The sequence below is a fragment of the Pseudomonas graminis genome (genome assembly GCF_001705435.1).
GTDB lineage: Bacteria > Pseudomonadota > Gammaproteobacteria > Pseudomonadales > Pseudomonadaceae > Aquipseudomonas > Aquipseudomonas graminis_B.
The window spans coordinates 739,339-763,229 of sequence record NZ_MDEN01000069.1; the positions used below are offsets into that span (position 1 = coordinate 739,339).

The 23,891-nt window shown below is 60.5% G+C and carries 25 protein-coding genes; 13 read left to right on the forward strand and 12 right to left on the reverse strand.

Features of this window, described 5'->3' with window-relative positions; genetic code table 11:
• Positions 1-41: 41 nt before the first annotated feature.
• The 3 genes from BBI10_RS25540 to BBI10_RS25550 form a co-directional block, all read right to left on the reverse strand.
• Positions 42-1,337 (reverse strand): OmpP1/FadL family transporter, encoded by a 1,296-nt coding sequence (locus BBI10_RS25540; RefSeq protein WP_065992919.1) that lies wholly within the window; start codon positions 1,335-1,337, stop codon positions 42-44.
• Positions 1,338-1,476: 139 nt separating this feature from the next.
• Positions 1,477-1,968, reverse strand: a complete 492-nt coding sequence (locus tag BBI10_RS25545) for a hypothetical protein (RefSeq protein ID WP_065992922.1) — start codon at positions 1,966-1,968, stop codon at positions 1,477-1,479.
• 304 nt (positions 1,969-2,272) lie between these two features.
• Positions 2,273-2,497 carry a hypothetical protein gene (locus BBI10_RS25550; RefSeq protein ID WP_065992924.1) on the reverse strand — a complete coding sequence of 75 codons (225 nt, stop codon included), beginning with the start codon at positions 2,495-2,497 and terminating at the stop codon, positions 2,273-2,275.
• A gap of 211 nt (positions 2,498-2,708) precedes the next feature.
• Here BBI10_RS25550 and BBI10_RS27660 point away from each other — a divergent pair, with 211 nt between their 5' ends.
• From BBI10_RS27660 to BBI10_RS28285, 4 genes are all read left to right on the forward strand, one after another.
• Positions 2,709-2,900 carry a hypothetical protein gene (locus tag BBI10_RS27660; protein WP_065992929.1) on the forward strand — a complete coding sequence of 64 codons (192 nt, stop codon included), beginning with the start codon at positions 2,709-2,711 and terminating at the stop codon, positions 2,898-2,900.
• A 676-nt stretch (positions 2,901-3,576) separates the two neighbouring features.
• Positions 3,577-4,941, forward strand: coding sequence for a DNA recombination protein RmuC (gene rmuC, locus BBI10_RS25560; RefSeq protein ID WP_167355836.1), 1,365 nt, complete (start codon positions 3,577-3,579; stop codon positions 4,939-4,941).
• 364 nt (positions 4,942-5,305) lie between these two features.
• Positions 5,306-6,757 (forward strand): NCS1 family nucleobase:cation symporter-1, encoded by a 1,452-nt coding sequence (locus tag BBI10_RS25565; protein ID WP_065992933.1) that lies wholly within the window; start codon positions 5,306-5,308, stop codon positions 6,755-6,757.
• A gap of 182 nt (positions 6,758-6,939) precedes the next feature.
• Complete coding sequence (locus tag BBI10_RS28285; protein ID WP_122535674.1) at positions 6,940-7,065, forward strand: PA1414 family protein; 126 nt, start codon at positions 6,940-6,942, stop codon at positions 7,063-7,065.
• Between the two features lie 124 nt (positions 7,066-7,189).
• Here the strand turns inward: BBI10_RS28285 and BBI10_RS25570 are convergent, their stop codons facing one another.
• Complete coding sequence (locus BBI10_RS25570) at positions 7,190-7,480, reverse strand: hypothetical protein (protein ID WP_065992934.1); 291 nt, start codon at positions 7,478-7,480, stop codon at positions 7,190-7,192.
• Positions 7,481-7,893: 413 nt separating this feature from the next.
• Positions 7,894-8,844 (reverse strand): agmatinase, encoded by a 951-nt coding sequence (gene speB / locus BBI10_RS25575; protein ID WP_065992936.1) that lies wholly within the window; start codon positions 8,842-8,844, stop codon positions 7,894-7,896.
• Between the two features lie 165 nt (positions 8,845-9,009).
• Between speB and BBI10_RS25580 the strand changes: the two genes are divergently transcribed.
• Together BBI10_RS25580 and BBI10_RS25585 are read left to right on the forward strand one after the other, a co-directional pair.
• Complete coding sequence (locus BBI10_RS25580; RefSeq protein WP_065992937.1) at positions 9,010-9,903, forward strand: LysR family transcriptional regulator; 894 nt, start codon at positions 9,010-9,012, stop codon at positions 9,901-9,903.
• A gap of 10 nt (positions 9,904-9,913) precedes the next feature.
• Positions 9,914-10,504, forward strand: a complete 591-nt coding sequence (locus BBI10_RS25585) for a tRNA-uridine aminocarboxypropyltransferase (RefSeq protein ID WP_065992939.1) — start codon at positions 9,914-9,916, stop codon at positions 10,502-10,504.
• 12 nt (positions 10,505-10,516) lie between these two features.
• On the opposite strand, the gene BBI10_RS25590 is transcribed toward BBI10_RS25585, so the two are convergent.
• The 3 genes from BBI10_RS25590 to BBI10_RS25600 all read right to left on the reverse strand — a co-directional run bounded on the left by BBI10_RS25590 (position 10,517) and on the right by BBI10_RS25600 (position 12,894).
• The gene (locus BBI10_RS25590; RefSeq protein ID WP_065992941.1) at positions 10,517-10,738 is read right to left on the reverse strand and encodes a DUF6316 family protein; all 222 of its coding nucleotides are present in this window, start codon (positions 10,736-10,738) and stop codon (positions 10,517-10,519) included.
• A 154-nt stretch (positions 10,739-10,892) separates the two neighbouring features.
• Positions 10,893-11,507 carry an NAD(P)H-dependent oxidoreductase gene (locus BBI10_RS25595; protein ID WP_065992943.1) on the reverse strand — a complete coding sequence of 205 codons (615 nt, stop codon included), beginning with the start codon at positions 11,505-11,507 and terminating at the stop codon, positions 10,893-10,895.
• Entirely contained in the window at positions 11,500-12,894 is a 1,395-nt protein-coding gene (locus BBI10_RS25600) for a class II fumarate hydratase (protein ID WP_065992945.1), read from the reverse strand. Before BBI10_RS25600 ends, BBI10_RS25595 begins: the two co-directional genes overlap by 8 nt.
• 261 nt (positions 12,895-13,155) lie before the next feature.
• Here BBI10_RS25600 and BBI10_RS25605 point away from each other — a divergent pair, with 261 nt between their 5' ends.
• Both BBI10_RS25605 and BBI10_RS25610 read left to right on the forward strand, forming a co-directional pair.
• Complete coding sequence (locus BBI10_RS25605; RefSeq protein ID WP_065992947.1) at positions 13,156-13,692, forward strand: DUF2059 domain-containing protein; 537 nt, start codon at positions 13,156-13,158, stop codon at positions 13,690-13,692.
• A 12-nt stretch (positions 13,693-13,704) separates the two neighbouring features.
• On the forward strand, positions 13,705-14,001 hold the full coding sequence (locus BBI10_RS25610; RefSeq protein ID WP_065992949.1) for a BolA family protein: 297 nt from the start codon (positions 13,705-13,707) through the stop codon (positions 13,999-14,001).
• A gap of 51 nt (positions 14,002-14,052) precedes the next feature.
• On the opposite strand, the gene BBI10_RS25615 is transcribed toward BBI10_RS25610, so the two are convergent.
• Both BBI10_RS25615 and BBI10_RS25620 read right to left on the reverse strand, forming a co-directional pair.
• Entirely contained in the window at positions 14,053-14,616 is a 564-nt protein-coding gene (locus BBI10_RS25615) for a TetR/AcrR family transcriptional regulator (protein ID WP_065992951.1), read from the reverse strand.
• A gap of 104 nt (positions 14,617-14,720) precedes the next feature.
• Positions 14,721-15,422: a glutathione S-transferase family protein gene (locus BBI10_RS25620; protein WP_065992953.1), complete on the reverse strand. Its 702-nt coding sequence runs from the start codon at positions 15,420-15,422 to the stop codon at positions 14,721-14,723.
• A 463-nt stretch (positions 15,423-15,885) separates the two neighbouring features.
• Between BBI10_RS25620 and BBI10_RS25625 the strand changes: the two genes are divergently transcribed.
• The 5 genes from BBI10_RS25625 to BBI10_RS25645 all read left to right on the forward strand — a co-directional run bounded on the left by BBI10_RS25625 (position 15,886) and on the right by BBI10_RS25645 (position 22,901).
• Positions 15,886-16,857 carry a rhodanese-related sulfurtransferase gene (locus BBI10_RS25625; protein ID WP_065992955.1) on the forward strand — a complete coding sequence of 324 codons (972 nt, stop codon included), beginning with the start codon at positions 15,886-15,888 and terminating at the stop codon, positions 16,855-16,857.
• Between the two features lie 3 nt (positions 16,858-16,860).
• Positions 16,861-17,496, forward strand: coding sequence for a DsbA family protein (locus BBI10_RS25630; RefSeq protein ID WP_065992957.1), 636 nt, complete (start codon positions 16,861-16,863; stop codon positions 17,494-17,496).
• A gap of 10 nt (positions 17,497-17,506) precedes the next feature.
• Positions 17,507-19,330, forward strand: coding sequence for an ABC transporter ATP-binding protein (locus BBI10_RS25635; protein ID WP_065993245.1), 1,824 nt, complete (start codon positions 17,507-17,509; stop codon positions 19,328-19,330).
• Between the two features lie 271 nt (positions 19,331-19,601).
• The gene (locus BBI10_RS25640; protein ID WP_065992961.1) at positions 19,602-22,067 is read left to right on the forward strand and encodes an EAL domain-containing protein; all 2,466 of its coding nucleotides are present in this window, start codon (positions 19,602-19,604) and stop codon (positions 22,065-22,067) included.
• A gap of 36 nt (positions 22,068-22,103) precedes the next feature.
• Positions 22,104-22,901 (forward strand): TenA family transcriptional regulator, encoded by a 798-nt coding sequence (locus BBI10_RS25645; RefSeq protein ID WP_065992963.1) that lies wholly within the window; start codon positions 22,104-22,106, stop codon positions 22,899-22,901.
• A gap of 4 nt (positions 22,902-22,905) precedes the next feature.
• Here the strand turns inward: BBI10_RS25645 and BBI10_RS26925 are convergent, their stop codons facing one another.
• Both BBI10_RS26925 and BBI10_RS25650 read right to left on the reverse strand, forming a co-directional pair.
• Entirely contained in the window at positions 22,906-23,145 is a 240-nt protein-coding gene (locus BBI10_RS26925; protein ID WP_083233266.1) for a diguanylate cyclase domain-containing protein, read from the reverse strand.
• Entirely contained in the window at positions 23,129-23,875 is a 747-nt protein-coding gene (locus BBI10_RS25650; protein ID WP_065992965.1) for a YciK family oxidoreductase, read from the reverse strand. The genes BBI10_RS26925 and BBI10_RS25650 overlap by 17 nt, the downstream gene beginning before the upstream one ends.
• Positions 23,876-23,891: the final 16 nt, after the last annotated feature.

A 23,891-nucleotide genomic window follows, 5' to 3' on the forward strand; every position in this document is an offset into this window, starting at 1 on the left:
CTGTAGGGCGGACAGGTGATCGGCCTGTCCCGCCCACTGCATCAGAAGCGGTATGTCATGCCCACGCCGAAACCGTTGGCGCTGTTGTCGTACTTGGCGTTGTAGCTTTGGCCCAGCGCGTTCGCGTCGGCGACCTTGACCTTCTCTTCCTGCAAGTAGGAGTAGGCCACATCGATGGTGATGTCGTCGGTCGGGCTGTAACCGGCGCCCAGACTGAAGATCGTGCGATCGCCTGTCGGGATGCGCGGCGAGCGGTTTTCGTTGTTGGTCGGCGACTGGTCGAACGACAGACCGGTACGCAGCACCCACTGCTTGTTCAACTGATACGACGTACCCACGGCGTAGGCCCAGGTGTCGTGCCAGTTCTGCTCTTCCTTGATGGTGCCGACCAGAGACTGAGTAGCGTCGCGACGAGACACCGGCGTAATGCCGGAGTTTTGAACGGTGATGTCTTCCAGACGGCTCCAGCGCGTCCACGTTGCACCGGCGTACAGCTTCCAGGCGTCGTTCATTTTCTGAGTGACGGAGAAGTCGACGGTTTCCGGTGTATCGATGTTCAGCTTGGCGTCATAGCGACCGCCCGGCAGGATGGCCGAAGGCACGCCTGCACCCGGGGTCACTTCGGTGTGGCCTTCAAGCTTGTAGGTCACTTTGGAGTGGTAGGTCAGGCCAACGCTGGTGGTATCGGTGGCTTGCACCAGGATACCGGCGTTGAAGCCGTAACCAACGTCATCGCCCTTGACCTGCACGCGGCCGTCGCCGGTGCGGGCACCCAGCAGTGGGCTGACATTGAGTGCCGATTCCAGCGCGCCGGAAATACGGTTGATGGTCGGGCCGAAACCGATCGATACCTTGTCGTTGAAGGCGTAGCTGACGGTCGGCTGGAAGGTCACGACCTTGACGATGCTCTTGCTGCCGAAGTTGCGGCCCTGGAAGTTGTCTTCATAGTCGGTGACCAGGCCGAATGGCGCGTAGACACCGAAGCCGAACGCCCAGTGCTCGTCGACCGGGTTCACGTAGAAACCCATCGGTACGGCGATGAAAGGCACCATGTCGCCTTTGTTCGAGCCGGTGCTGCGGCCGCTGGTGTCGGTAATGTCGGTGGAGGCATCGATTGCGGCGACCCCCACGGTCGCCTGAGCGCGCTTGAGGCGCGACATGCCGGCCGGGTTGCCGTACACGATGCTGGCGTCATCGACAGAAGAGGTACGGCCCGCAAAACCGGTCCCCATGCCGCTGATGCTTTGCTCATTCAGGGCAAAGCCGGATGCAAAAATCTGGGTGGAGGCAAGAGTGATGGCGAGACTGAGGCTGGATTTGATCATTGTTTTTTTCATTGTTAGAACTCCTTGTTGATCACCGCGCGGAAATTACCAATATTTCCGCCCCCGCGCCATAGCCCGAATCAGCCTATTTAGAGCGGTTCTTGTAGGACAATCCTGAAAGTTCGCCGCTTCTTCGTTGAATACCACTCGGTCACGAAATGGCTGGCGAGGACTGAAACAGGGGGCTGACCCATGTTTGCCAGGCCGCGGTGAAATCCTGAAGCTGACCGCCGGGTTGAAATATCTCGCGCCACATCCGCGCCATGGCCAGCGAATCATCGGCATCCGGCAGCGACATATGGCTCGCTTCGACCATCAACCAGGCAATGGCGGTCGAGTAGCGCAGGTTGACGGTCAGTTCCAGATCGGGGCCGGTGAGAAACGCGTGCTGGCTGGCCAGGCCTCGAACCAGGCTGGCAAGGTCCGGGTCGCGGGCGAGGTAGTGATCCCACAACTGGCGGTGCTGGGTGTCGGCAATGCTGTAAAGCCCGTGGCCGCGTGGGTTGTCCAGCTCGCCGCCTAACGCGGACTGGCTGGCGGCGACGCCCAGCAGCAGGGATTCGGCCGCTCGATTGTGTCGGCCGAGGTAGACGAGTGTCGGGCGGATGACATAGCGACACAGTTCACTGGCGGCGATTCCCATAACACCCTCGGGGAGTTGATGAGTCGGCAGGCCCTGGCGCTTGGCAGCAGGGATGGAGTGGGCCCACCGGCAGCGACCGGAGCCGCTGACTTGAAGTGTAGTGTGATATTTGCGGTGTAAAGGTCTGTTTTACGGTCAGTTCCCGCGCAGCGTCACCACGTTGACCGGCATTCATTACTGCAGCTGTCGCTTTTTATGTAAGTAAAACAGACACAAAAAAGCCCCACCGTTATCGGGTGAGGCCTTGTCGATGCAGCGATATTAACCGACGGACGGTATCAGGCAACGGTGTCAGGCAGCCATATCAGGCAACCAGGGCCTGACGCGTACGGTCGATCACAGCCTGCAGCGGAGCGTCGCTGGAGTATTGATCCGGGTACAAACGCTCGCTGTGGCGGGCGATACCGTGCTCGTTGACGATGGTGAAGCTGAAGCAGCCTTTGCGTGCTGCCATGATCAGGCAGTTCATTGGAGCAAAAGCGTTGGTCAGTGTACGAATAGCGTTTTGAGTCTGGATATGGGTAGTCATGTTATGGGTGTTTCCTGAATCGACACGCAATAAGAGGCGTGCAAAATTAAAACGTTCCAGTAAACGCGGACCGATGCTCGAATGCGAGTCAAGGGCAGGGCGCAGAACCTGTCTGGAACAAAAGCAGCCAGTTGAGCGCGTTTGAAGTGTGGCGCGGGGCTGACTGGTAGGTACTTAGGAGGGCAGGCAACACAACAAGAGCTAAGGTTCGATGCTCGAGGTGAAGATCCTGATCAATTTGCAGGCTGGTTGGGTAGAGCATGAGTGTTTTACACACCCCTCCGTTTTCACGGCAGGTCGTGTGAGTTCATGTCTGGAAACCATCGAGGTGATCGATCCCTTTTTTCAATCCGTTCGCTCAGTTGGCGAACCGGGATTGGGGGATTTGTTCGATCAGAATTGACTTTCAGCTTGGTACTAACGGCGGCGATGCTAATGGAGTCGCTGGGGCAAAGCAAGCACTGATTTGCAATAAGGCAGATGTATGCCGGAAAGCGGGCGAAAGAGCGTACAGCATATCGGGCATAAAAAGGTGGCCCAGTGCCTTATTCCCGAGAATTTCCACTGGCGATGGGGGCTGTCGAAACGGGCTTATGAACAGACGAAATCAACTTGTGCACATTGCGAAAGGTATCTGTCATGTCACTGTCACGTCGGCCGCTAAGCGCTTGATTTAATGCAACGAATTATTAAGTCAATGAAAACCATCGTTTTTTTACGCTGGTGAAAAAATCGTCAGTTTGAACGCAGGCCCCATTCTACGTGCGTTTGCGAGAGCTTAAGGGGTGTTGTCCACTGAGTTATCCACAGGTTCTGTGGATTGTCCCAAGCGCCGGCTCTATCGCGGCGCTCTTGAAGCACCCGCTAGCGGTTTTCTTTTTCCGAGGCACTGATTTACCCGGATCGGACGTCGAGCCTGCTTCTGCGCATAATGCGGTCCGCATGAATGTCGGAGTCTGGATTTTATGGTGTTTGAGTTAACCAGCCTGTTGCTGGGTTTGGCGGTGGCAGCGGTGCCTTTGTTGGGGCTGGCGTGGCAGTTGCAGCGGCGTCTGGCGCAACGGGAAGCGGACACCGCGTTGCTCGACGAGCGCTTGAGCAATGCGCAGATGGCCCAGGATGGCTTGAATGCCCAGCTCGACGCCAGTCGCGACGAGATCAGCGACCTTGCCCAAGCCAATGCGGTCAAGCAGGCGGACCTGGCGGCCCTGCGCCGGGAAGTGGAATTGCTGCGCCAACAGCATGAGGGTGCGCGCGAGGCCCAGGAAGACTGGGGGCGCGAACGGGCCGTCAGAGAAGCCGAACTGCGTCGACTCGACGCCCAGTGCGCCTCGCTGGGCGCCGAGCTGCGTGAACAGCAGGAAAGTCACCAGCAGCGCCTCACCGACCTGCAAGGCTCCCGCGATGAGCTGCGTGCGCAGTTTGCGGAGCTGGCCGGCAAGATTTTCGATGAACGCGAGCAGCGCTTTGCCGAAACCAGTCAGCAGCAGTTGGGGCAGTTGCTCAACCCGCTCAAGGAACGCATCCAGTCGTTCGAAAAGCGCGTCGAAGAGAGTTATCAGAACGAAGCCCGCGAACGTTTCTCCCTGAGCAAGGAGCTGGAGCGCTTGCAGCAGCTCAACCTGCGCCTGAGCGACGAAGCCAACAACCTGACCCGTGCGTTGAAGGGGCAGAAGACCCAGGGCAACTGGGGCGAATTGATTCTGGAGCGGGTGCTCGAACATGCCGGACTTGAAAAGGGCCGGGAGTATCAGACCCAGGTCAGCCTGAAAGGCCCCGACGGCGAGCGCTTCCAGCCCGACGTTCTGATCATGCTGCCCGGCGACAAGCAGGTCGTGGTGGACGCGAAGGTCAGCCTGACGGCCTATCAACAGTACGTGTCAGCCGACGATGAGGTGATTTCCCAGGCGGCGCTGAAACAGCACGTGCTGTCCCTGCGCAATCACGTCAAAGGCCTGTCCGGCAAAGACTACAAGCGCCTTGAGGGGCTGCACAGTCTCGATTTCGTTTTGCTGTTCGTACCGATCGAGGCGGCGTTTTCTGCAGCGTTGCAGGCCGAGCCGAACATGTTTCAGGAGGCGTTCGACCGCAATATCGTGATCGTCAGCCCGACCACGCTGCTGGCAACGCTGCGGGTCATCGACAGCCTGTGGAAGCAGGAGCGGCAGAGCCAGAATGCGCGGGAGATCGCCGAACGGGCAGGGTGGCTCTATGACAAGTTCGTGCTGTTCATCCAGGACCTGGACGAAGTCGGCAACCGCCTTCAGCAGCTGGACAAGGCCTACGGCGCCGCGCGCAACAAGCTCGTCGAGGGGCGCGGCAATCTGGTCAGCCGCAGCGAACAGCTCAAGCTGCTGGGCGCGCGGGCCAGCAAGAGTCTGCCGGCGGATCTGCTGGAGCGGGCAATGACCGACCCGGATGGACTGGCCCAGCTGCCGGAGTGATTGCGAGCGTTAATCGAAGGGGAGGCGATGAGGCCAGGGCTTATAAGTTGAACCAAAGCCCGCGCTAATCGTATACACCTTCTCGTTCATCCATCAGCCCATTTCCTGCCCGTTAAAAATGCACCGACTTTGGTCACGGTGCACTGTGGGCAGGCGCGGCGTCTGAAATCTCCTCTTTGAAAATCTGACATCTTGGCCTCATCGGCTGCCGGAAACCCGCTGTCTTGGCGTCTTGCACGCGGGCCTCTTCGGCAATGGCACGCATTCTGCCTCCTGTTTCGTATACAACCCACACGCGCTCCCGTACGCAGTGTGTGCACGTGTGATGCCGGGAGCCGCTTCGTCCTTATGAGGGAGAAATGCGATGACCGAGCCATTGCCGAAGGGCTACAGCCCCCGCCTGTACAACGAGGACCTGGGCCCCGTGCCGCAGAAATGGACCTGGTACAACATTTTCGCGTTCTGGATGAGTGACGTGCACAGCGTGGGCGGCTACGTCTTCGCGGCCAGCCTTTTTGCCCTCGGGCTGGCGAGCTGGCAGGTGCTGATCGCGCTGCTGGCGGGTATCTGCATTATTCAGGTGATCGCCAACCTGCTGGCCAGGCCGAGTCAGCAGGCCGCCGTGCCATATCCGGTGATCTGCCGTCTGGCCTTCGGCGTGTTCGGTGCGAATATTCCAGCGGTGATCCGCGGTCTGATCGCGGTGGCGTGGTACGGGGTGCAAACGTACCTGGCGTCCAGCGCGCTGATCATCGTGGTGCTGCGCTTCTTCCCACAGATGTCGGTCTACGCAGAGCCGCACTTTGCAGGTTTGTCTTACCTCGGCTGGTTCGGCTTCCTGGCACTCTGGGTGGTACAGGCGGCTGTGTTCTGGACCGGGATGGACTCGATCCGCCGCTTCATCGACTGGGCCGGCCCTGTGGTCTACGCCGTGATGTTCATCCTGGCGGGCTGGATTGTCTGGAAGGCGGGCTGGACCAACATCAGTTTTACCCTCTCCGAAAAATCGCTGACCGGCTGGGAAGCGTTTTCCCAAGTGATCATGGCCACGGCGCTGGTGGTGTCCTACTTCTCGGGTCCTACGCTTAACTTTGGCGACTTCAGTCGCTACTGCCGGAGCATGTCTGAAGTACGGCGCGGCAATTTCTGGGGGCTGCCGATCAATTTTCTGGCCTTCTCACTGGTCACCGTTGTCATCGTTTCGGGAACGTTGCCGGTGTTCGGCGAGATGTTGCATGACCCGATCGCCACGGTGGCGCGCATCGACAATGACATCGCTGTGCTCCTTGGCGCATTTGCTTTCGTGACTGCGACGATCGGCATCAACATCGTCGCCAACTTCGTGTCGCCAGCGTTCGACTTCGCCAACGTCGCCCCCAGCAAGATCAGCTGGCGCGCAGGCGGGATGATCGCGGCGGTGGCGTCCATCTTCATCACACCATGGAATCTGTTCAACAACCCCGCCGTTATCCATTACACGCTGGACGTGCTGGCAGCGTTCATCGGGCCGTTGTTCGGCATCTTGCTGGTGGATTATTACGTGATCAAAAAGCAACAGATCGACGTCGACGCGCTGTTCAACGATGGGCCGACCGGACGCTACTGGTACACCGGCGGGGTGAATTACACGGCGGTGAAGGCGCTGTTGCTGGCAACCCTGGCAGGCATTGCCATCACCTTCATCCCGGCATTGCAGCCGATGGCGAACTTTGCATGGTTTACAGGATGTTTCCTGGGTGGTGGGGTCTTCTATCTGCTGGCCAGACGTCGCCAGGCCCATGAATGCGCGGTGATGACGCCCGTGGTGGCAGGTTGACGGCCCTGCCGTTTGTCGCGTGATGGCTTCGAATGGCCGATTTGCACTGTCACATCCTCATGCAAGGCGAAAAATTCCTGCCGCGACACTCGGTAGCAGGCGTAAAGTGCGCCTTAGCACTATGATCTGCTCTAGGCAGCTCGGACAGTGGCTGCCGAGTATTTCCCTGAAGGGGGCGTTATATGAACAGCAAATTGCAAGAATGGCTTCACGATGTAGGCGTCGCGCTCGGGTTGATTGAAAAGCCAAAGCTGCAACCTATTCCCGTGCGCAGCAACGATGATGAGCGTCGCCGTCCACGCCGTTGAGTGCCCGGTAACACGTGTAAAAAAAGCGGCGCTATCGCCCGATAGCCCGCTCTGTTTTCCCCGACCGTTCGGTCACCTCTCCCGTATGATTCAGTTGCTTTCCCAAATCGATCCCGATTGCCCCTCAGTGGTGGGTTCTGCGTTTCTTCTCGACGAGAATCAGGTCAACCAGGCCCTGCAGCGTCAGTTGTCCGTAGGGTGAGTGCGCGGACATACCTGCTATGTCGGCCTTGATCTGATTCGGGAGGACAACGCCAAAGTCGCTTTGCAGAATTGAAAAAAATTCGTTGAAGTCGGCTTCATCCAGCTCAAGCGCGCTCAGCGTCACGTCCTCTTCTTCCTGAATCAGGGTTTTGTCGACCAGAATCTTTCCGATTGTGTCGATGACATGTTGTCTGACTTCGCTTCGCTTCATGGCAGGCCTCTGCTTTGATTCAAGTGGTAATCACCCCAACATCAAAAAACAGAGGGTTGTGGCAGAAATGCCCAGTGAGCAACCACCCTGAAAACCTGCGCTGCGCAACATCGGCGGTATCCGAATAAGGCTAGCCCAAGTTGGCGAGACACGAATGGCAGGTGTGTGCGGATTTTTTGTAACGGCGAGGAATGAAAGAACGGCGCGCCCGATGCCGCGCACACATGTGGGACCGGCTTCAGCCGGGAAGGCGTCAGGCGCTACACCGCAAAATTGAGGGTGCCCATACAGGCCTCTTCCCGGCTGAAGCCGGTCCCACTAGAAAGCAGCGCGCCTGGCCTTATTGACACAGCGCACACCCATTGTGGAGCTGGCTTTAGCAGGGAAGGGGCCGGCGGGTCAAATGTGGTCTGTCAGCGGTGTGCCACGCCGGGCAGCACGCAGAGCATTTCGTAGAGCAGATTGGCGCCCAGCAACGAGGTGTTGCCGGTGGTGTCGTAGGGCGGCGAGACCTCGACGAGGTCGCAGCCGATCAGGTCCAGCCCCTGGCACCCACGGATGATTTCGATGGCCTGAATGGTGGTCAGCCCGCCGATCTCTGGCGTACCCGTGCCCGGCGCCCAGGCCGGGTCAATGCCGTCGATGTCGAAACTCAGGTACACCGGACCGCCGCCCACCTTCTCGCGCACTTCGGCCATCAGCGGCGCCAGCGACTTGTGCCAGCACTCCTCGGCCTGGACCACGCGGAACCCCTGCTTGCGGCTCCAGTTGAAATCTTCGGCGGTATAGCCCTGGGCACGCAGACCAATCTGAACCACCCGATCGCAATCCAGAAGACCTTCCTCCACCGCTCGGCGGAAGGTGGTGCCGTGGGCGATCTTCTCGCCGAACATGTGATCGTTGACGTCCGCGTGGGCGTCGATGTGCACAAGCCCCACCTTGCCGTGTTTCTTCTTCATGGCGCGCAGGATCGGCAGCGTGATGGTGTGATCGCCGCCGAGGGTCAGCGGGATGATGCCGTGCTCGAGAAAACCGTCGTAGGCCTCTTCGATGATGCGCACGGCGTCCAGCAGATTGAACGTGTTGATCGCCACGTCGCCGATGTCCGCCACTGAAAGCGAGTCAAATGGGGCGGCGCCGGTGGCCATGTTGTAGGGGCGAATCATCACCGATTCGGCGCGGATTTCTCGTGGGCCGAAGCGGGTGCCAGCGCGCAGGGACGTACCGATGTCCAGCGGCACGCCGACGAACGCCGCGTCCAGCCCGGCCGCGGTTTGCAGGTGCGGCAAGCGCATCATGGTGGCGATGCCGGCGAAGCGCGGCATTTCGTTGCCGCCCAGTGGTTGATGGAAAATCTTGTCCACGGGATTGCCTCATCGGTGGTGAGCAAAAGGGGCGGAAGCAGGCTTCCGGCATGGCCCCGATTCTGTTGACCGGACCCGCCGCGAACAATCCGTCAGGCGAAATACTTAGTTCAGATATTCCTGAAGTATCGGGTAAGCTGCGCGGAAAACTATCCTGGAAACCCCATGCCCAGCGCGCTTCCCGACCTCAAATTGCTGCGCATCTTCGCCTGCGTCGTGCGCCATCAGGGCTTTGCCAGCGCTCAGCAAGAACTCAATCTGTCGACCTCGGCGATCAGCACCTACATGAGCCAGCTTGAAGCCGCGCTCGGCATCGTGCTCTGTCATCGCGGGCGTGGCGGGTTCAGCCTGACCAGCAAGGGCGAGCTGTTTCATCAGGAAACCCTGCGCCTGCTCGGCGAACTGGAAGGCTTCGAGCTCTACGCCGCTGCGCTCAAGGGCGAGCTGCGCGGCACGCTCAATCTCGGCGTGCTGGACTCGACGGTCAGTGACCGCGCATTGCCCTTTGCGGAAGTCATCGGCGCCTACAGTGCGGAGCATCCGGCCGTGCATTTGCACCTTGCGGTGATGAGCCCCTACGAACTGCAGCTGGGCGTGCTGGACAACCGGCTGGACCTGGCGATCGGATCGTTTTCCACGCGCATGAACGGCCTGCTCTATCAGCCGCTGTACCGCGAGCAGCATTGGCTGTATTGCAGCAATCGCCACGCGCTGTATGCCGAGCGGCGTATTCCCGAGCCCGTCATCACTCAACAGCGCATGGTCGGACGCGGCTACTGGAGCCAGGCCGAACTCGCCCGTCACGGCTTCAAGCACAGCGCCGCGACCGTCGAGAGTATGGAAGCGCAGCTGATTCTGGTGCTGTCCGGCGCCTACATCGGTTACTTGCCCGAGCACTACGCGCAATCGTGGGTGGATTCCGGGCACCTGCGGGTCTTGCTGCCGGCAACCTTTGGCTATCAGGCGCCATTTTCGATGATCTTGCGTCGAGGGCGCAGCCGCGAGCCGCTGATTCAGACCTTTCGCGATCTGCTGAAAGCCCAGCTCAATCCACTGTAGGAAACCAACGATGTCCCGTGCCCGCTGCGAACGCTGCCTGCGTCCGACCGATCATTGCCTGTGTGCGCTCATACCTGCTTTGGGCAGCCGGACGCGGGTATTGATCCTGCAGCATCCCAGCGAAGTCAATCACGCGCTCAACACGGCGCGCCTGGCAGCCCTGGGCCTTGAGAATGCGGAGTTGCACGTGGGAGAGGTGTTCGAGGATCTGACGCAATGGCTGAGCCGGCCCGGTTATCGAGCGTGTCTGCTATTCCCGGGGGAGGAGGCCGTGGCGCTGACAGCCAGCACTGCCGACGGAGTGCCCCTGCTGCTCGTCGTGCCTGATGGCACCTGGCGCAAAGCGCGCAAGTTGCTGCACCTCAACCCCTTGCTGGCGGCGTTGCCCAGGGTCGTGCTGACGGACGCGCCACCTTCACGCTATCGATTGCGCAAGGCGCCGGGGCCCGACGCGTTGTCGACGCTGGAGGCCATCGTCCATGCGCTGCACACGCTGGAGCCGGAGACATCATTCGAGTGCTTGTTGCGTCCGTTCGATGCACTGATCGACGGACAGATTGCGGCAATGGGCGAAGAGACGTTTCGCCGCAATCATTCCTAAAGGCGGGATCGGTCAGCCGTTGAGCGAGGAGGGCATGCCTGGCTGACACGCGCTCGCCGCTTGCATGCGACGGACATAGACCTCGGTTTCCCGTGCAGCGTCTTCCTTGCTCATGAACGGACCTTCGAGGGTGTTTTCCCGGGTGCTGAAGAAGTAGAGGCCATTGACACGGGAAACGCGGTCGCTGCGAAAACGAACAGTGGGGGCTGGATCTTGTTCACGCTTGCTTAACATGGCCTTCTCCGGGCATTGGGTCGGTACGCGAATGATCTGAATGGGCGACAGGCGCCGCCACAATGTGAGTCAGAGCATTTGAATAGTAGCGTTCTTAACGGTTCCATCAACTTGCACCTCCGCTTCCCCATTTTTGGAGATGCAGGCACTTGATTTAGCGCTTCCCCAAACCCTCGGCCTGACGAATCCACTGCTGACGCTGCTCCTCGGTAGAGGTGCGCACCGGCGAGAACTCCGTCAGGCGTGTGGTCTTGATCCCACAGAATTCAAGGATGGTTCTGACCATCTGCCGATGGGCAGGAGCCTTGAAGACCCAGCGGAAGTACCGCGACGGCGTGTCCATGGTCACCAGCAATTCCGCTGTCCGGCCCTTCAGCAGGTCGTTGGAAGGGTGGTGCCTGCCATGGGCCTTGAAGGCAAAACCGGGCATGAATACCCGGTCGAAGAATCCACCGAGCAGGCTCGGCAAACCGCCCCACCAGACCGGATACACAAACACCAGATGCTGTGCCCAGTGCACCTCGCGCTGGGCTTCAAGCAGATCGTGTTCCAGGGTCTGGGCGGACTCATAGCCACCGCGCAGCACCGGGTCGAAATCCATTTCGTCGAGCTTCAGCACCCGCACCACATGACCTTTGCTGCGCGCGCCCTGGGCATACGCCTCGCCCAGCGCGTGGCCGAGGCTGATGCTTTTCGGCGTGCCGATGATCATCAGGATGCGTTTGCCATAGCCTTCCAGTGGCGTGGCGCCGCTGATGGATTCAGCCATTGCTGCCGGCCTCGAGCATTTTTTCCGGACGCACCCAGGCGTCGAACTCGGCGTCGGTGAGGAAGCCCAGCTGCAGCGCCGCTTCGCGCAGGGTCAAGCCTTCGCTGTAGGCTTTCTTGGCGATCTGCGCCGACTTGTCGTAGCCGATGTGCGGGTTCAGCGCGGTCACCAGCATCAGGCCGCGCTCCAGATGCTCGGCCATCTTGGCGGCATCCGGTTCCATGCCGGCAATGCAGTGCTCGTTGAAGTTGCGGCAGCCATCGCCCAGCAAGCGGATCGATTGCAACAGGTTGTGGATGATCACCGGCTTGAACACGTTCAGCTGCAGGTGGCCCTGACTGGCGGCGAAGGTGATCGTGGTGTCGTTGCCCATCACCTGACACGCCAGCATCGACAGCGCTTCGCACTGGGTCGGGTTGACCTTGCCCGGCATGATCGAGCTGCCCGGTTCGTTGGCCGGCAGCTTTACTTCAGCCAGGCCCGCACGTGGGCCGGAACCCAGCAGGCGCAGGTCGTTGGCGATCTTCATCAGGGTCACGGCCAGGGTTTTCAGCGCGCCGGACAGTGCGGTCAGGGGCTCATGGCCGGCCAGCGCGGCAAACTTGTTCGGCGCGGTGACGAAGGGCAGGCCGGACAGTGCGGACAATTCGGCGGCAACGGCCTCGGCGAATCCGTGGGGCGAGTTCAAGCCGGTGCCGACAGCGGTGCCGCCCTGGGCCAGCTCGCACACCGCAGGCAACGCGGCGCGGATGCTTTTTTCAGCGTAATCGAGCTGGGCGACGTAGGCCGAGAGCTCCTGGCCGAAGGTGATGGGCGTGGCGTCCATCATGTGCGTACGGCCGGTTTTCACCAGTTTCATGTGCCGCGAGGACTGCTCGGACAGACCGCTGGACAGTTCGGCGATCGCCGGCAGCAGTTGCTCTTTCACCGCTTGCACGGCCGCGATGTGCATCGCGGTGGGGAAGCAGTCGTTGGAGCTTTGCGAGCGATTGACGTGATCGTTGGGGTGAACCGGCGATTTGCCGCCGCGAACGCCACCCGCCAGTTCGTTGGCACGGCCGGCGATGACTTCGTTGACGTTCATGTTGCTCTGGGTGCCGCTGCCGGTCTGCCAGACCACCAGGGGAAACTGATCGTCGAGCTGGCCTTGCAGCACCTCGTCAGCGGACTGCTCGATCAGGTTGGCAATATCGGCCGGCAGGTCGCCGTTGCGATTATTGACCCGCGCCGCGGCTTTTTTGATCAGCGCCAGCGCGTGCAATACCGGCAGCGGCATGCGCTCCTGGCCAATGGCGAAGTTGATCAGGGATCGTTGCGTCTGTGCCCCCCAGTAAGCGTCTTCGGGGACGTCGATCGGACCTATGCTGTCGGTTTCGGTACGGCTCACTGGACTCTCTCCTTAAGATCGATTGGCGCAGTTTAGTAACCGGGGGAGTCGGTGGGTTCCCCGTGGCTGCTGTGCGGTCGGAACAGGTGCGCACAGTGTGCGACAAAACGCCCGGGCCGGTCGCCTTAAACCTTCGTGCGGGTGAGGGCGTCACGGTTGCGGGATAACCGCTCGTAGGGTCGGGGGTTGAGGGAAATGCGCAAAGGGGCGCAGAATGGCCGGCCTTGGGGTTCTGCCTCGCCTGCTAGATAAGGAAACTCGATGACCCGTCTTCGTGCCATTTGTGCTGCGGTTGCTCTGGTATGTGCCAGCGGCCAGGTTCTTGCCGATACCGCCAGCCATGAAGCCAGTGCTGTAGCGTTCCTCAAACTGGCTCACGCCGATCAACTGGGTGCGCCGGTTTACATGCAAGTCCAGCAGATGTTCGCTCAGCGCTTCGCTGAAACCAAAGCACCTGCGTCCAAGCAAGCCACTCTCGAAACCTATCAGGGCAAGGCCAACGCCGCGCTGGATCAGGTGATCAGCTGGCCAAAACTGCAGCCTGATATGGTCAAGCTGTACACCTCGAACTTCACCGAAAGCGAGCTGAAAGACCTGGTTGCCTTCTATCAGTCGCCACTGGGCCAGAAAGTCCAGGCGAAGATGCCGCAGATCAGCCAGCAGTCGTTCCAGCTGACCCAGAGCAAACTGGAAAGCGCGGTGCCTGTGGTCAACAAGCTGCTCGCCGACATGACCAAGGAACTGACCCCGGCCGGCGCCAAGCCAGCTGCACCGGCCGCTCCTGCCAAGAAGCCATAAGCGAAGCCTGACATGAGCATGCAACAGCGAATCGAATCCGCGTTGACGGTCTTTCAGCCCGAGTACCTTCAGGTGCTCAATGAAAGCCACATGCACAGTCGCGGCACGGACACTCACTACAAGGCGGTGGTGGTCAGCGAGCAGTTCGCCGGCCTCAACGCGGTCAAGCGTCACCAGAAGGTCTACGGCCTGCTCGGTGGCCTGATGGGTGAGTTCCACGCTCTGGCGCTGCACACCTATACACCGGAGGAATGGGCGAAGCTCGGCGCCGCGCCGTCTTCACCGACCTGTGCGGGTGGGCATGACTGACGCCTGCCCCCCGAAGCAGGCCTTGCTGCAGGCTTCGGGGGCAAGCGGCTATCAAGCCGGTAAGGGGCCATAAGCGCGATAGGCCTCGATCAACGTATCGAACAGCGTGATGTCTGACCGGCTTCTTGCGATGAGCTGGGCCCCCGCAACGGCGGAAAAAATGGCGCGCGCGCGGACGTCGCTGTCGGTTGCCTCGCAGCAGTTGGCGGCGACAAGCTGTCGGCGCAGCCAGTCTGTATTCACCTGAGCAAAAGCCTGAATCTCCTCGGCCATGGCCGTGGGCAGATTATCGGTTTCCGCTCCCACGAAGCTGGCCAGACACAGCCGGTTGCCGGCCTCCAGCGAGCGACGAAAGATCTCTGGAAAACGACGCAGTGCTTCAGCGGGATCCGGCGTCTCCTCAGAAAGCGTCTCCAGCGCCGCCGCACCGTCTTGCCAATACCGCCTGGCAACGGCAATGCCCAGGTCAGCCTTGCTCGGGAAGTGGTAGTAGATGCTGGCTGGCTTGATGCCAACCGCTTGGGCCAGGTCGCGAAAATTCAGTCCGTTGTAACCCTGTGACTGGGCAATGTTTCGGGCGGCCAGAAGTATGGCTTCGCGGGCGTTGATGCTCATTGTCGTGCCTTTCCTGGGTCGGACGAGTTGCAGTGGAACCGGCGATCTTAAAGCAAAAGTCCCTGCAACCGTCCTCACAGATCATGACTTGCCCTACGGACGTATCACGCGGAAGGCGAATCCAGCTCCGGTATGCCACTGCTGCGATCAGCGTAGGCGGCCTGGAAGGCCGGGCGTTTCTGCCAGCGCTGCCAGTAGCTGTCCAGGTGCTCGAAACGCTCGTCCAGCGGGGTTGCGTTCACCGGGAATTTGGAGAAGGCAATCGCGGTCGCCAGCGTGATGTCGGCAAACGTGGGTTCGGCACCGCCGAGCAGCCACTCGCGACCGTCAGCCAGATGACAATTCACCAGGGCGGCGTGCATCAGTGCCTCTTTGCGGCAGTGCTCACCCCATGCCTCATTCTTCGTCAGCTCCAGCTTGAAGCCGAGCCCGGTGTGCAAGACGTGAAAAGCCGTGACGATCCGATACAGGATATGCACCCAGATGCGGTTATCCCACATGTTGTCCAGGCCTTGTTCCAGCGCGCTTTCGCCCATGATCTTGCGGCCTGGGTAGGACTGGTCGAGAAAACGGGCGATGGCCGGTGTTTCGGAAATATAGCTGCCATCCGCCAACTGCAGTGTCGGGGTTTCTCCCCATGGGTTCATGTTGAGGTGACGCCAGCCGCGTTGCTCGCCACCGGGCGCCATGTCATAGATGGTTTCATCGAACTGATCGGCGATACCCTTTTCGTGCATGAACAGGCGCAGTCGCTGGGGATTGGGAAACGCCGAAGGAGAGGTGAATAGCTGCAATTTGGTTGTCATGGCGCCGTCCTGTGGTAGAAGAATGTTCACCTAACGTTTGTTAGGTAGGTAAACCTTAGGCGCGAAAACCGTAGACGTCAATAGGCTACCTAACATTCGTTAGGTTTGTTTTTGCCTCATGCTAACCACCCTTCACGTCAGATCTGCAGCCAGCTTCGAGGCCTGTGCCAGCGCCGCGTTGGAATTCGTTTCTGCGGTCGTCGAATCCGCGAAGGTTGCCTCCGAGACCACCGCGTCGAAGGCCGGTATAACCACCATTCGTGCGCAGGTTTTGAGGCGTCTGTGAGTAGGATGCCGATGTTCCCGATAGATGAGCAGGGTGATTGAGACGATTGATCAACCCGCCTGCCTGCCCACGTTCGATTCTTGATAGAATCCGCGCCGCGTTGCCCGGTCGGCACGCGTTCATCTGAATCATTCACCCGGTAGGCCCTTTGCGAGGGTCACCACCTGGAGACGCTACATGACCCAAACCGCCCCCATCGTCGTCGCGGCGCTGTACAAATTCGTCACCCTTTCCGATTACGTCGCACTGCGCGAGCCCCTGCTGCAGGCGATGGTCGACAACGGCATCAAAGGCACCTTGCTGATCGCTGAAGAAGGCATCAACGGCACGGTCTCCGGCAGCCGCGAGGGTATCGACGGCCTGATGGCCTGGCTGAAGAACGATCCGCGCATGGTCGACATCGACCACAAGGAATCGTACTGCGACGACCAGCCGTTCTACCGCACCAAGGTCAAACTCAAGAAAGAGATCGTGACGTTGGGCGTCCCGGGCGTCGACCCGAACAAGGCGGTGGGCACCTACGTCGATCCCAAGGACTGGAACGCGCTGATCGCCGACCCTGAAGTGCTGCTCATCGACACGCGCAACGATTACGAAGTGTCCATCGGCACCTTCGAAGGCGCGATTGACCCCAAGACCGCGTCCTTCCGTGAATTTCCGGACTACATCAAAACCCACTTCGATCCAGCGAAGCACAAGAAGGTCGCGATGTTCTGCACCGGCGGCATTCGCTGTGAAAAGGCGTCCAGCTACATGCTCGGTGAAGGCTTTGAAGAGGTCTATCACCTCAAGGGCGGCATCCTCAAATACCTGGAAGAAGTGCCCGAGGAAGAAACCCGCTGGCAGGGCGACTGCTTCGTGTTCGACAATCGCGTCACGGTCCGCCACGACCTGACCGAAGGCGACTACGATCAATGCCATGCCTGCCGCACGCCGATCAGCGCAGAAGACCGTGCCAGCGAGCATTATTCGCCGGGCGTCAGTTGCCCGCACTGCTGGGATTCGCTGAGCGAGAAAACCCGCCGCAGCGCCATCGACCGGCAGAAGCAGATCGAACTGGCGAAGGCGCGCAATCAGCCGCACCCTATCGGTCGCAATTACCGTGCGCTCGACGGCCAGGCGACTGAAACCCCAAGCAACGAGGCCTGAACCATGTCCACCCGCCTGCTGTACGTGATGGACCCGATGTGTTCCTGGTGCTGGGGGTTTTCTCCGGTGGCCGAAGCATTGGTCGAGCAGGCGGGAGCGGCGGGGGTGCCGTTGCATCTGGTGGTGGGCGGATTGCGCACCGGCAGTGGCGCGGCGCTGGAACCGACGACCAAACGTTACATTCTTGAACACTGGCAAGCGGTGCACGAGGCCACGGGCCAGACGTTCCGTTTCGAGGATGCCTTGCCCGACGGTTTCGTCTACGACACTGCGCCCGCCTGCCGGGCCATCGTTGCGGCGCGCAGCCTGGCACCGGACGTCGCCTGGCGGCTGGTCAAAGAAATCCAGCAGGCCTTTTACCTTCACGGTCGCGACGTGACCCACGGCTCGGTGCTGGCCGAACTCGCCGAAAAAGCCGGTTTGCCGCGCATCGAGTTCGCCGAAGCCTTCGACAGCGTCGAACAGCACACGGCGACCGCGTCGGATTTTTTCTGGGTTCAGGACTTGGGCATCGCGGGTTTCCCGACGATGCTCGCCGAGCGCAACGGCCAACTGGCGCTGCTGACTAACGGCTATCAACCCCTGGAGGTCCTCGGGCCTTTGCTGGGTCGCTGGCTGGAGCGCAACGCCAGTGCCTGACGTCCCTGATCTGGAACATCGCCATCCCGCTGCACCGGCTAATGAACCTCCTGTCGCTGACCGCTTGAACTGGGCGCAGATCAGGCGCCTCGCGCTGCAGCACAAGAAGGCGCTGTGGGTGGCCAATGGCGTCGCGGTCCTGGCGGTGCTCTGCTCGGTGCCGATCCCGCTGCTGCTGCCCTTGCTGGTCGATGAAGTGCTGCTGGGCAAAGGTAATTCGGCACTCGTCTTCATGAATCAGTTTTTGCCGGACAGCCTGCAAAAGCCCGTCGGCTATATCGGTCTGATGCTGGTGGCGACACTGTGTCTGCGTTTGGGGGCACTGGTGTTCAACGTGATCCAGTCGCGCTTGTTCGCCGGGCTCGCCAAGGACATCGTCTATCGCATCCGCACGCGCCTGATCGAGCGGCTCAAGCGGATCTCGCTGAGCGAATACGAAAGCCTGGGCACTGGCACGGTCACCGCGCATCTGGTGACGGATCTGGACACCGTGGACAAATTCGTCGGCGAGACGCTGAGCAAGTTTCTCGTGGCGATGCTTACCCTCACTGGGACCGCTGCGATCTTGATGTGGATGCACTGGCAACTGGCGCTGCTGATCCTGCTGTTCAACCCGCTGGTGGTGTTCGCCACGGTGAAGCTCGGCAAGCGCGTCAAGCACCTCAAGAAACTGGAAAACGACAGCACCTCACGCTTCACCCAGGCGCTGACCGAAACCCTCGAGGGTATTCAGGAGATCCGTGCCAGTAACCGTCAGGGCTATTTCCTCGGATTGCTCGGCCTGCGTGCCCGGGAAGTGCGCGATTACGCGGTGTCGTCCCAGTGGAAGAGCGACGCGTCGGGCCGGGCCAGCGGGCTGCTGTTTCAATTCGGCATCGACATTTTCCGCGCTGCCGCGATGCTCACGGTGCTGTTCTCCGACCTGTCCATCGGCCACATGCTCGCGGTGTTCAGCTACCTGTGGTTCATGATCGGTCCGGTCGAACAACTGCTGAATCTGCAGTACGCCTATTACGCGGCGGGCGGTGCTCTGACGCGCATCAACGAACTGCTGGCCCGCGCGGACGAGCCTCAGTATCCGGGGCACAGCAATCCGTTCGCGGGTCGGCAGACGGTGAGCATCGACGTCCGCGGGCTGAGCTTCGGCTACAACGACGAGTTGGTCCTCGATCAGCTAGACCTGTCGATCAATCCCGGCGAAAAAGTCGCGATCGTCGGCGCCAGCGGCGGTGGCAAAAGCACCCTGGTGCAGTTGCTGCTCGGGCTCTACACCGCGAAATCCGGTCTCATCCGGTTTGGTGGCTCAAGCTTGCAGGAGATCGGCCTGGACACCGTGCGCGAGAACGTCGCCGTGGTCTTGCAGCATCCGGCGCTGTTCAACGACACCGTCCGCGCCAACCTGTTGATGGGCCGGGAGCAGGACGACAGGGCCTGTTGGCAGGCGCTGGAAATCGCCCAGATGGATGCGACGATCCGCGCGCTGCCGCTGGGGCTGGACAGCGTGGTCGGGCGCTCGGGTGTTCGGTTGTCCGGCGGCCAGCGCCAAAGGCTGGCCATTGCGCGCATGGTGCTGGCCGATCCCAAGGTGGTGATTCTCGACGAGGCCACCTCTGCGCTGGACGCCGCCACCGAGTACAACCTGCACCAGGCGCTCAACCGGTTTCTCAGTGGCCGCACGACGCTGATCATTGCCCACCGACTGTCGGCGGTGAAACAGGCGGACCGTGTACTGGTGTTCGATGGCGGGCGGATCGCCGAAGACGGTGATCACCAGCAACTGATTGCAGACGGCGGGCTGTACGCCAGGCTCTACGGACACCTGCAACAGGTGTGACACAGCGCGACGGGTTTTAGAGCCGCCACACTGAAATGGCGTATCGCCACTGGACCACGTCAATCCTCGGGCTATGCTCTCCCATGGCAATCACTGAAAATGTGAAAAGCGTCATATTTACGTCTCCGCACTCAAATGGCTGGTTACGTCTTGTAAAAGATGTGAGAGATTGTCTGCTGCATCGTGGAAATTAGCGAAGTCCCTCAGGCTCCAGGAAGGTTGCCTGGTGAAGGGGGAATGAGTATCTGGCAGTGCTGATCAAAGGGACACCATGAAGCAAAAGCGGATTCTCGAGAAGCCTCGTCTTCTGGGCATCGTCTGGCCATTTATCGCCGTCGTGCTGTTACAGGCACTGCTCGGCTGCGTCAGCTTGTACATGATGTCGGCGGTCCGCAGCTACATTGGCGGCGAGAGCCTGTGGTCGAAGGGCCAGAAGGACGCCATTTATTACCTGAATCTCTACGCCAACAGTCGAGATGACATCAATTACCTGAAATATCAGAAAGCGATTGCCATTCCCCACGGCGGGCATGACTTGCGCCTGGCGATGGATCAGCCGGTGCCCGACATCGCGCGCGCTACTGCGGGGATTCTGCAGGGTGGTAACCATCCCGACGATGCCCAGAGCATCATCTGGCTCTACCTGAATTTTCAGCACTTCAGCTATCTCGAGAAGGCCATCGACCTGTGGAAGGTCGGTGACAACTATCTGGTGCAGTTGGATGAAGTCGCCCGCGAAATGCACGCGCGCATTCAGGAAGGCAACGTCACCAACAGTGAAGTCATGGGCTGGCGCCAGCGCATCAGTGCCATCAACGAAGGCGTCACGCCGGCGGCCATGGCCTTCAGCGACGCGCTGGGCGAGGGCTCGCGGGTCATCCTGCGGATTCTGCTGGTGGTCAACCTCGCCACCGCGCTGTGCCTGATCATCCTCGCGCTGCTGCGCACCCATAAACTGCTGGAGCAGCGCCACGGCTTTGCGATTGCGCTGCAGATGGAAAAAGAACGCGCGCAGATTACCCTGGAGTCCATCGGTGATGGCGTCATCACCACCGATGTCGACGGCTCCATCGTCTACATGAACCCCGCCGCCGAGCTCATGACCCACTGGAAGAACGAGCAGGCAGCCGGTCTGCCGCTGGCGGCGCTGTTCAGCCTGCTCGACGAGAATGACCAGAAAGACACCTCGACCCTGATCGAGCGCATGCTCAGCGGCAATCTGGGCGGCGGCAGTGAAAGCTCACGACTGATTCAACGCCTGGACGGCAGCACCGTTTCGGTCGCGCTAGTCGGCTCGCCGATTCGCACCGAAGGCAAAGTCAGCGGCGCGGTGCTGGTGTTGCATGACATGACCCAGGAGCGGCAGTACATCGCCAATTTGTCCTGGCAGGCGACCCACGATGCGCTGACCGGTCTGACCAACCGCCGCGAGTTCGAATACCGCCTGGAACTGGCCCTCAACGGCCTGACCGAACAGCCGGCGCGGCATGCGTTGATGTTTCTGGACCTCGATCAGTTCAAGCTGGTCAACGACACCAGCGGTCACGCTGCGGGGGATGAACTGCTGCGGCACATTTGCACGCTGCTGCAACAGGGCGTGCGCGAAGGCGACACGCTGGCACGTCTGGGCGGCGATGAGTTCGGCATCCTCCTTGAACACTGCGCGCCGGATGCCGCCGAGCGAGTGGCCGAGAGCCTGCGCCAAACCGTGGAAAGCCTGCATTTTGTCTGGAAAGGCCGGCCGTTTGTCACCACCGTCAGCATTGGTCTGGTGCACATCGACGACGTCCCGACCACCCTTGAGACGTCGCTGCGCGCCGCCGACATGGCCTGCTATATGGCCAAGGAAAAAGGCCGCAACCGGGTTCAGGTCTACCACGACGATGACTCTGATCTGTCCACCCGCTTCGGCGAGATGGCCTGGATTCAGCGCCTGCACATGGCCCTCGAAGAGAACCGCTTCTGCCTGTATTCCCAGGAAATTGCAGCGCTGGGTCGCAATGCCGAGCAACGCCACGGCCATATCGAGATTCTGCTGCGGCTGCGCGACGAGTCCGGGCGCATGATCCTGCCCGGCAGTTTCATCCCCGCCGCCGAGCGCTACGGCATGATGACCACCCTGGACCGCTGGGTCGTGCAGCACGTCTTCATGATCATCGCGGAGTGCCTCAGGTCCGGACACCGCGAAGGGCCAATGGCCGTGTGTGCGATCAACCTGTCCGGGAGCAGCATTGGCGACGACGCCTTCCTCGAGTATTTGCGACAGCAGTTCCAGATCTACGCAATCCCCCCTGAACTTATCTGTTTTGAAATCACCGAAACCAGTGCGATCGCCAATCTGGGCAGCGCCATTCGGTTCATCAATGAACTTAAAGGTCTGGGATGCCGTTTCTCTCTGGATGACTTCTGTGCAGGCATGTCGTCATTCGCTTACTTGAAGCACTTGCCTGTGGATTTTTTGAAGATTGACGGAAGCTTCGTAAAGGACATGCTCGACGATCCGGTCAACCGGGCGATGGTAGAAGTGATCAACCATATCGGGCACGTAATGGGCAAACAGACGATCGCCGAGTTCGTCGAGAGCCCTCAGATAGAGCAGGCGTTATTGGAAATCGGTGTGGACTACGCTCAGGGGTACGTTATCGAGCGACCGCAATTATTCACCTGTGAATGTCTGCACGCACGGCCCGCGAGGCAGACCCCACTGTTGTTCAGCGCTCCCGGGACTTTTCGCTGAACAGACCATTAAGCAACTCATATAAGGAGCTACACAGTGATCGATATGTTCATTAGAACCGGTCCGCTGATGGATGCCAGCAGTTACCCCGCTTGGGCACAGCAATTGATTGAAGATTGCAGTGACGCCAAGGCCAAGGTGGTAGGGCATGAACTTTATCAACGCATGCGTGACGGGCGGCTCAGTTCTAAGACCATGCGCCAGTACTTGATTGGTGGCTGGCCGGTCGTCGAACAGTTCGCGGTCTATATGGCGCATAACCTGACCAAGACCCGATTCGCCCGACACCCGGGTGAAGACATGGCGCGACGATGGTTGATGCGCAACATTCGGGTCGAACTCAACCACGCCGATTACTGGGTCAACTGGAGCGCCGCCCACGGGGTGAGCCTGGAAGACTTGCAGGCGCAGCGGGTGCCGTCGGAACTTCACGCCCTAAATCACTGGTGCTGGCACAGCTGTTCGTCGGATTCGCTGGTGGTGGCCATCGCGGCGACCAACTACGCCATCGAAGGCGCCACCGGTGAATGGTCGGCCGTTGTCTGTTCCCAGGACACCTACGCGGACATGTTCCCGCCGGACACGCGAAAGCGGGCGATGAAGTGGCTGAAGATGCACGCGCAGTACGACGATTCCCACCCCTGGGAAGCGCTGGAAATCATCTGCACCCTGGCCGGCAACAACCCCAGCGAGCAATTGCAGAGCGACCTGCGAATGGCGGTCTGCAAGAGCTACGAGTACATGTTCCTGTTCCTGGAACGGTGCATGACGCTGGAACGATCTCAGGAAGGCAGCGGCTCGGTCCGTGAACACCGGATCCCCGCCCGCGCCTGATCCCTCAGCCCGCCGTATCCAGGCGGTGGCGGCCCTTGCGCCTGGCGGCGTACAGGGCCGTGTCCTCACGTTGCACCATGCTGTCGGGCGATTCGCCCGGCGGCAGCGTCGAGCAACCGAGGCTGACCGTCACGTCTACGCCCGTCCCTTCAGCGGATAAAAGCGTTGCAGCGCGGCGCTGCGCAGTCACTCGCCTTGGTGAGCCAGCCGCGTCAGCATCACCCGGTTCAGCGGGTCTGGGCATCCAGTGCCTGTCCGTTGATGCCGATGCTGTCCGGGCCCATCAGGTACAAGTACACCGGCATGATCTCTTCCGGCGTCGGGTTGTTGGTCGGATCTTCCGCCGGGTATGCCTGTGCGCGCATGTCGGTGCGGGTTGCGCCCGGATTGATGCTGTTGGCGCGCAGCGAACCAAGACCATCGATCTCGTCGGCCAGCGTCTGCATCAGCCCTTCGGTGGCGAACTTGGACACGCCATAGGCGCCCCAGTATGCGCGGCCTTTGCGCCCGACGCTGCTGGAGGTGAACGCGATGGACGCGTCGCCCGAAAGCTTGAGCAACGGCAGCAAGGCGGTGGTCAGCATGAACGTGGCGTTGACGTTAACGTGCATCACCTGCATGAACTGCTCACCGGTGAGCTGTTCGACCGGCGTGCGCGGCCCGATGATCGAGGCGTTGTGCAACACGCCGTCCAGGCGGCCGAACTCTGCTTCGATCATCGCGGCGAGCTCGTCGTACTGAGGGGGCAGGGCAGTCTCGAGATCGAACGGGACGACCACCGGTTGCGGATGCCCGGCAGCCTCGATCTCGTCATACAGCGCGCTCAGATTCGCTTCGGTCCGGCCCAGCAGCAAGACCGTCGCGCCGTGGGCGGCATAGGTTTTCGCCGCAGCGGCGCCGATGCCACGGCCGGCTCCGGTCACCAGAATCACCCGGCCCTTGAGCAGGTCGGGGCGGGCGGAGTAATTGAACATGGCGGCTCCTTTCTAA

What these genes read in the sequence shown, in the direction of transcription:
- BBI10_RS25540 (WP_065992919.1), bottom strand. Translation starts at nt 1,337, where the DNA reads ATGAAAAAAACAATGATCAAATCCAGCCTCAGTCTCGCCATCACTCTT.
- BBI10_RS25545 (WP_065992922.1), bottom strand. Translation starts at nt 1,968, where the DNA reads ATGGGAATCGCCGCCAGTGAACTGTGTCGCTATGTCATCCGCCCGACA.
- BBI10_RS25550 (WP_065992924.1), bottom strand. Translation starts at nt 2,497, where the DNA reads ATGACTACCCATATCCAGACTCAAAACGCTATTCGTACACTGACCAAC.
- BBI10_RS27660 (WP_065992929.1), top strand. Translation starts at nt 2,709, where the DNA reads ATGCTCGAGGTGAAGATCCTGATCAATTTGCAGGCTGGTTGGGTAGAG.
- BBI10_RS25565 (WP_065992933.1), top strand. Translation starts at nt 5,306, where the DNA reads ATGACCGAGCCATTGCCGAAGGGCTACAGCCCCCGCCTGTACAACGAG.
- BBI10_RS28285 (WP_122535674.1), top strand. Translation starts at nt 6,940, where the DNA reads ATGAACAGCAAATTGCAAGAATGGCTTCACGATGTAGGCGTCGCGCTC.
- BBI10_RS25570 (WP_065992934.1), bottom strand. Translation starts at nt 7,480, where the DNA reads ATGAAGCGAAGCGAAGTCAGACAACATGTCATCGACACAATCGGAAAG.
- BBI10_RS25580 (WP_065992937.1), top strand. Translation starts at nt 9,010, where the DNA reads ATGCCCAGCGCGCTTCCCGACCTCAAATTGCTGCGCATCTTCGCCTGC.
- BBI10_RS25585 (WP_065992939.1), top strand. Translation starts at nt 9,914, where the DNA reads ATGTCCCGTGCCCGCTGCGAACGCTGCCTGCGTCCGACCGATCATTGC.
- BBI10_RS25590 (WP_065992941.1), bottom strand. Translation starts at nt 10,738, where the DNA reads ATGTTAAGCAAGCGTGAACAAGATCCAGCCCCCACTGTTCGTTTTCGC.
- BBI10_RS25595 (WP_065992943.1), bottom strand. Translation starts at nt 11,507, where the DNA reads ATGGCTGAATCCATCAGCGGCGCCACGCCACTGGAAGGCTATGGCAAA.
- BBI10_RS25605 (WP_065992947.1), top strand. Translation starts at nt 13,156, where the DNA reads ATGACCCGTCTTCGTGCCATTTGTGCTGCGGTTGCTCTGGTATGTGCC.
- BBI10_RS25610 (WP_065992949.1), top strand. Translation starts at nt 13,705, where the DNA reads ATGAGCATGCAACAGCGAATCGAATCCGCGTTGACGGTCTTTCAGCCC.
- BBI10_RS25615 (WP_065992951.1), bottom strand. Translation starts at nt 14,616, where the DNA reads ATGAGCATCAACGCCCGCGAAGCCATACTTCTGGCCGCCCGAAACATT.
- BBI10_RS25620 (WP_065992953.1), bottom strand. Translation starts at nt 15,422, where the DNA reads ATGACAACCAAATTGCAGCTATTCACCTCTCCTTCGGCGTTTCCCAAT.
- BBI10_RS25625 (WP_065992955.1), top strand. Translation starts at nt 15,886, where the DNA reads ATGACCCAAACCGCCCCCATCGTCGTCGCGGCGCTGTACAAATTCGTC.
- BBI10_RS25630 (WP_065992957.1), top strand. Translation starts at nt 16,861, where the DNA reads ATGTCCACCCGCCTGCTGTACGTGATGGACCCGATGTGTTCCTGGTGC.
- BBI10_RS25640 (WP_065992961.1), top strand. Translation starts at nt 19,602, where the DNA reads ATGAAGCAAAAGCGGATTCTCGAGAAGCCTCGTCTTCTGGGCATCGTC.
- BBI10_RS26925 (WP_083233266.1), bottom strand. Translation starts at nt 23,145, where the DNA reads ATGCCCAGACCCGCTGAACCGGGTGATGCTGACGCGGCTGGCTCACCA.
- BBI10_RS25650 (WP_065992965.1), bottom strand. Translation starts at nt 23,875, where the DNA reads ATGTTCAATTACTCCGCCCGCCCCGACCTGCTCAAGGGCCGGGTGATT.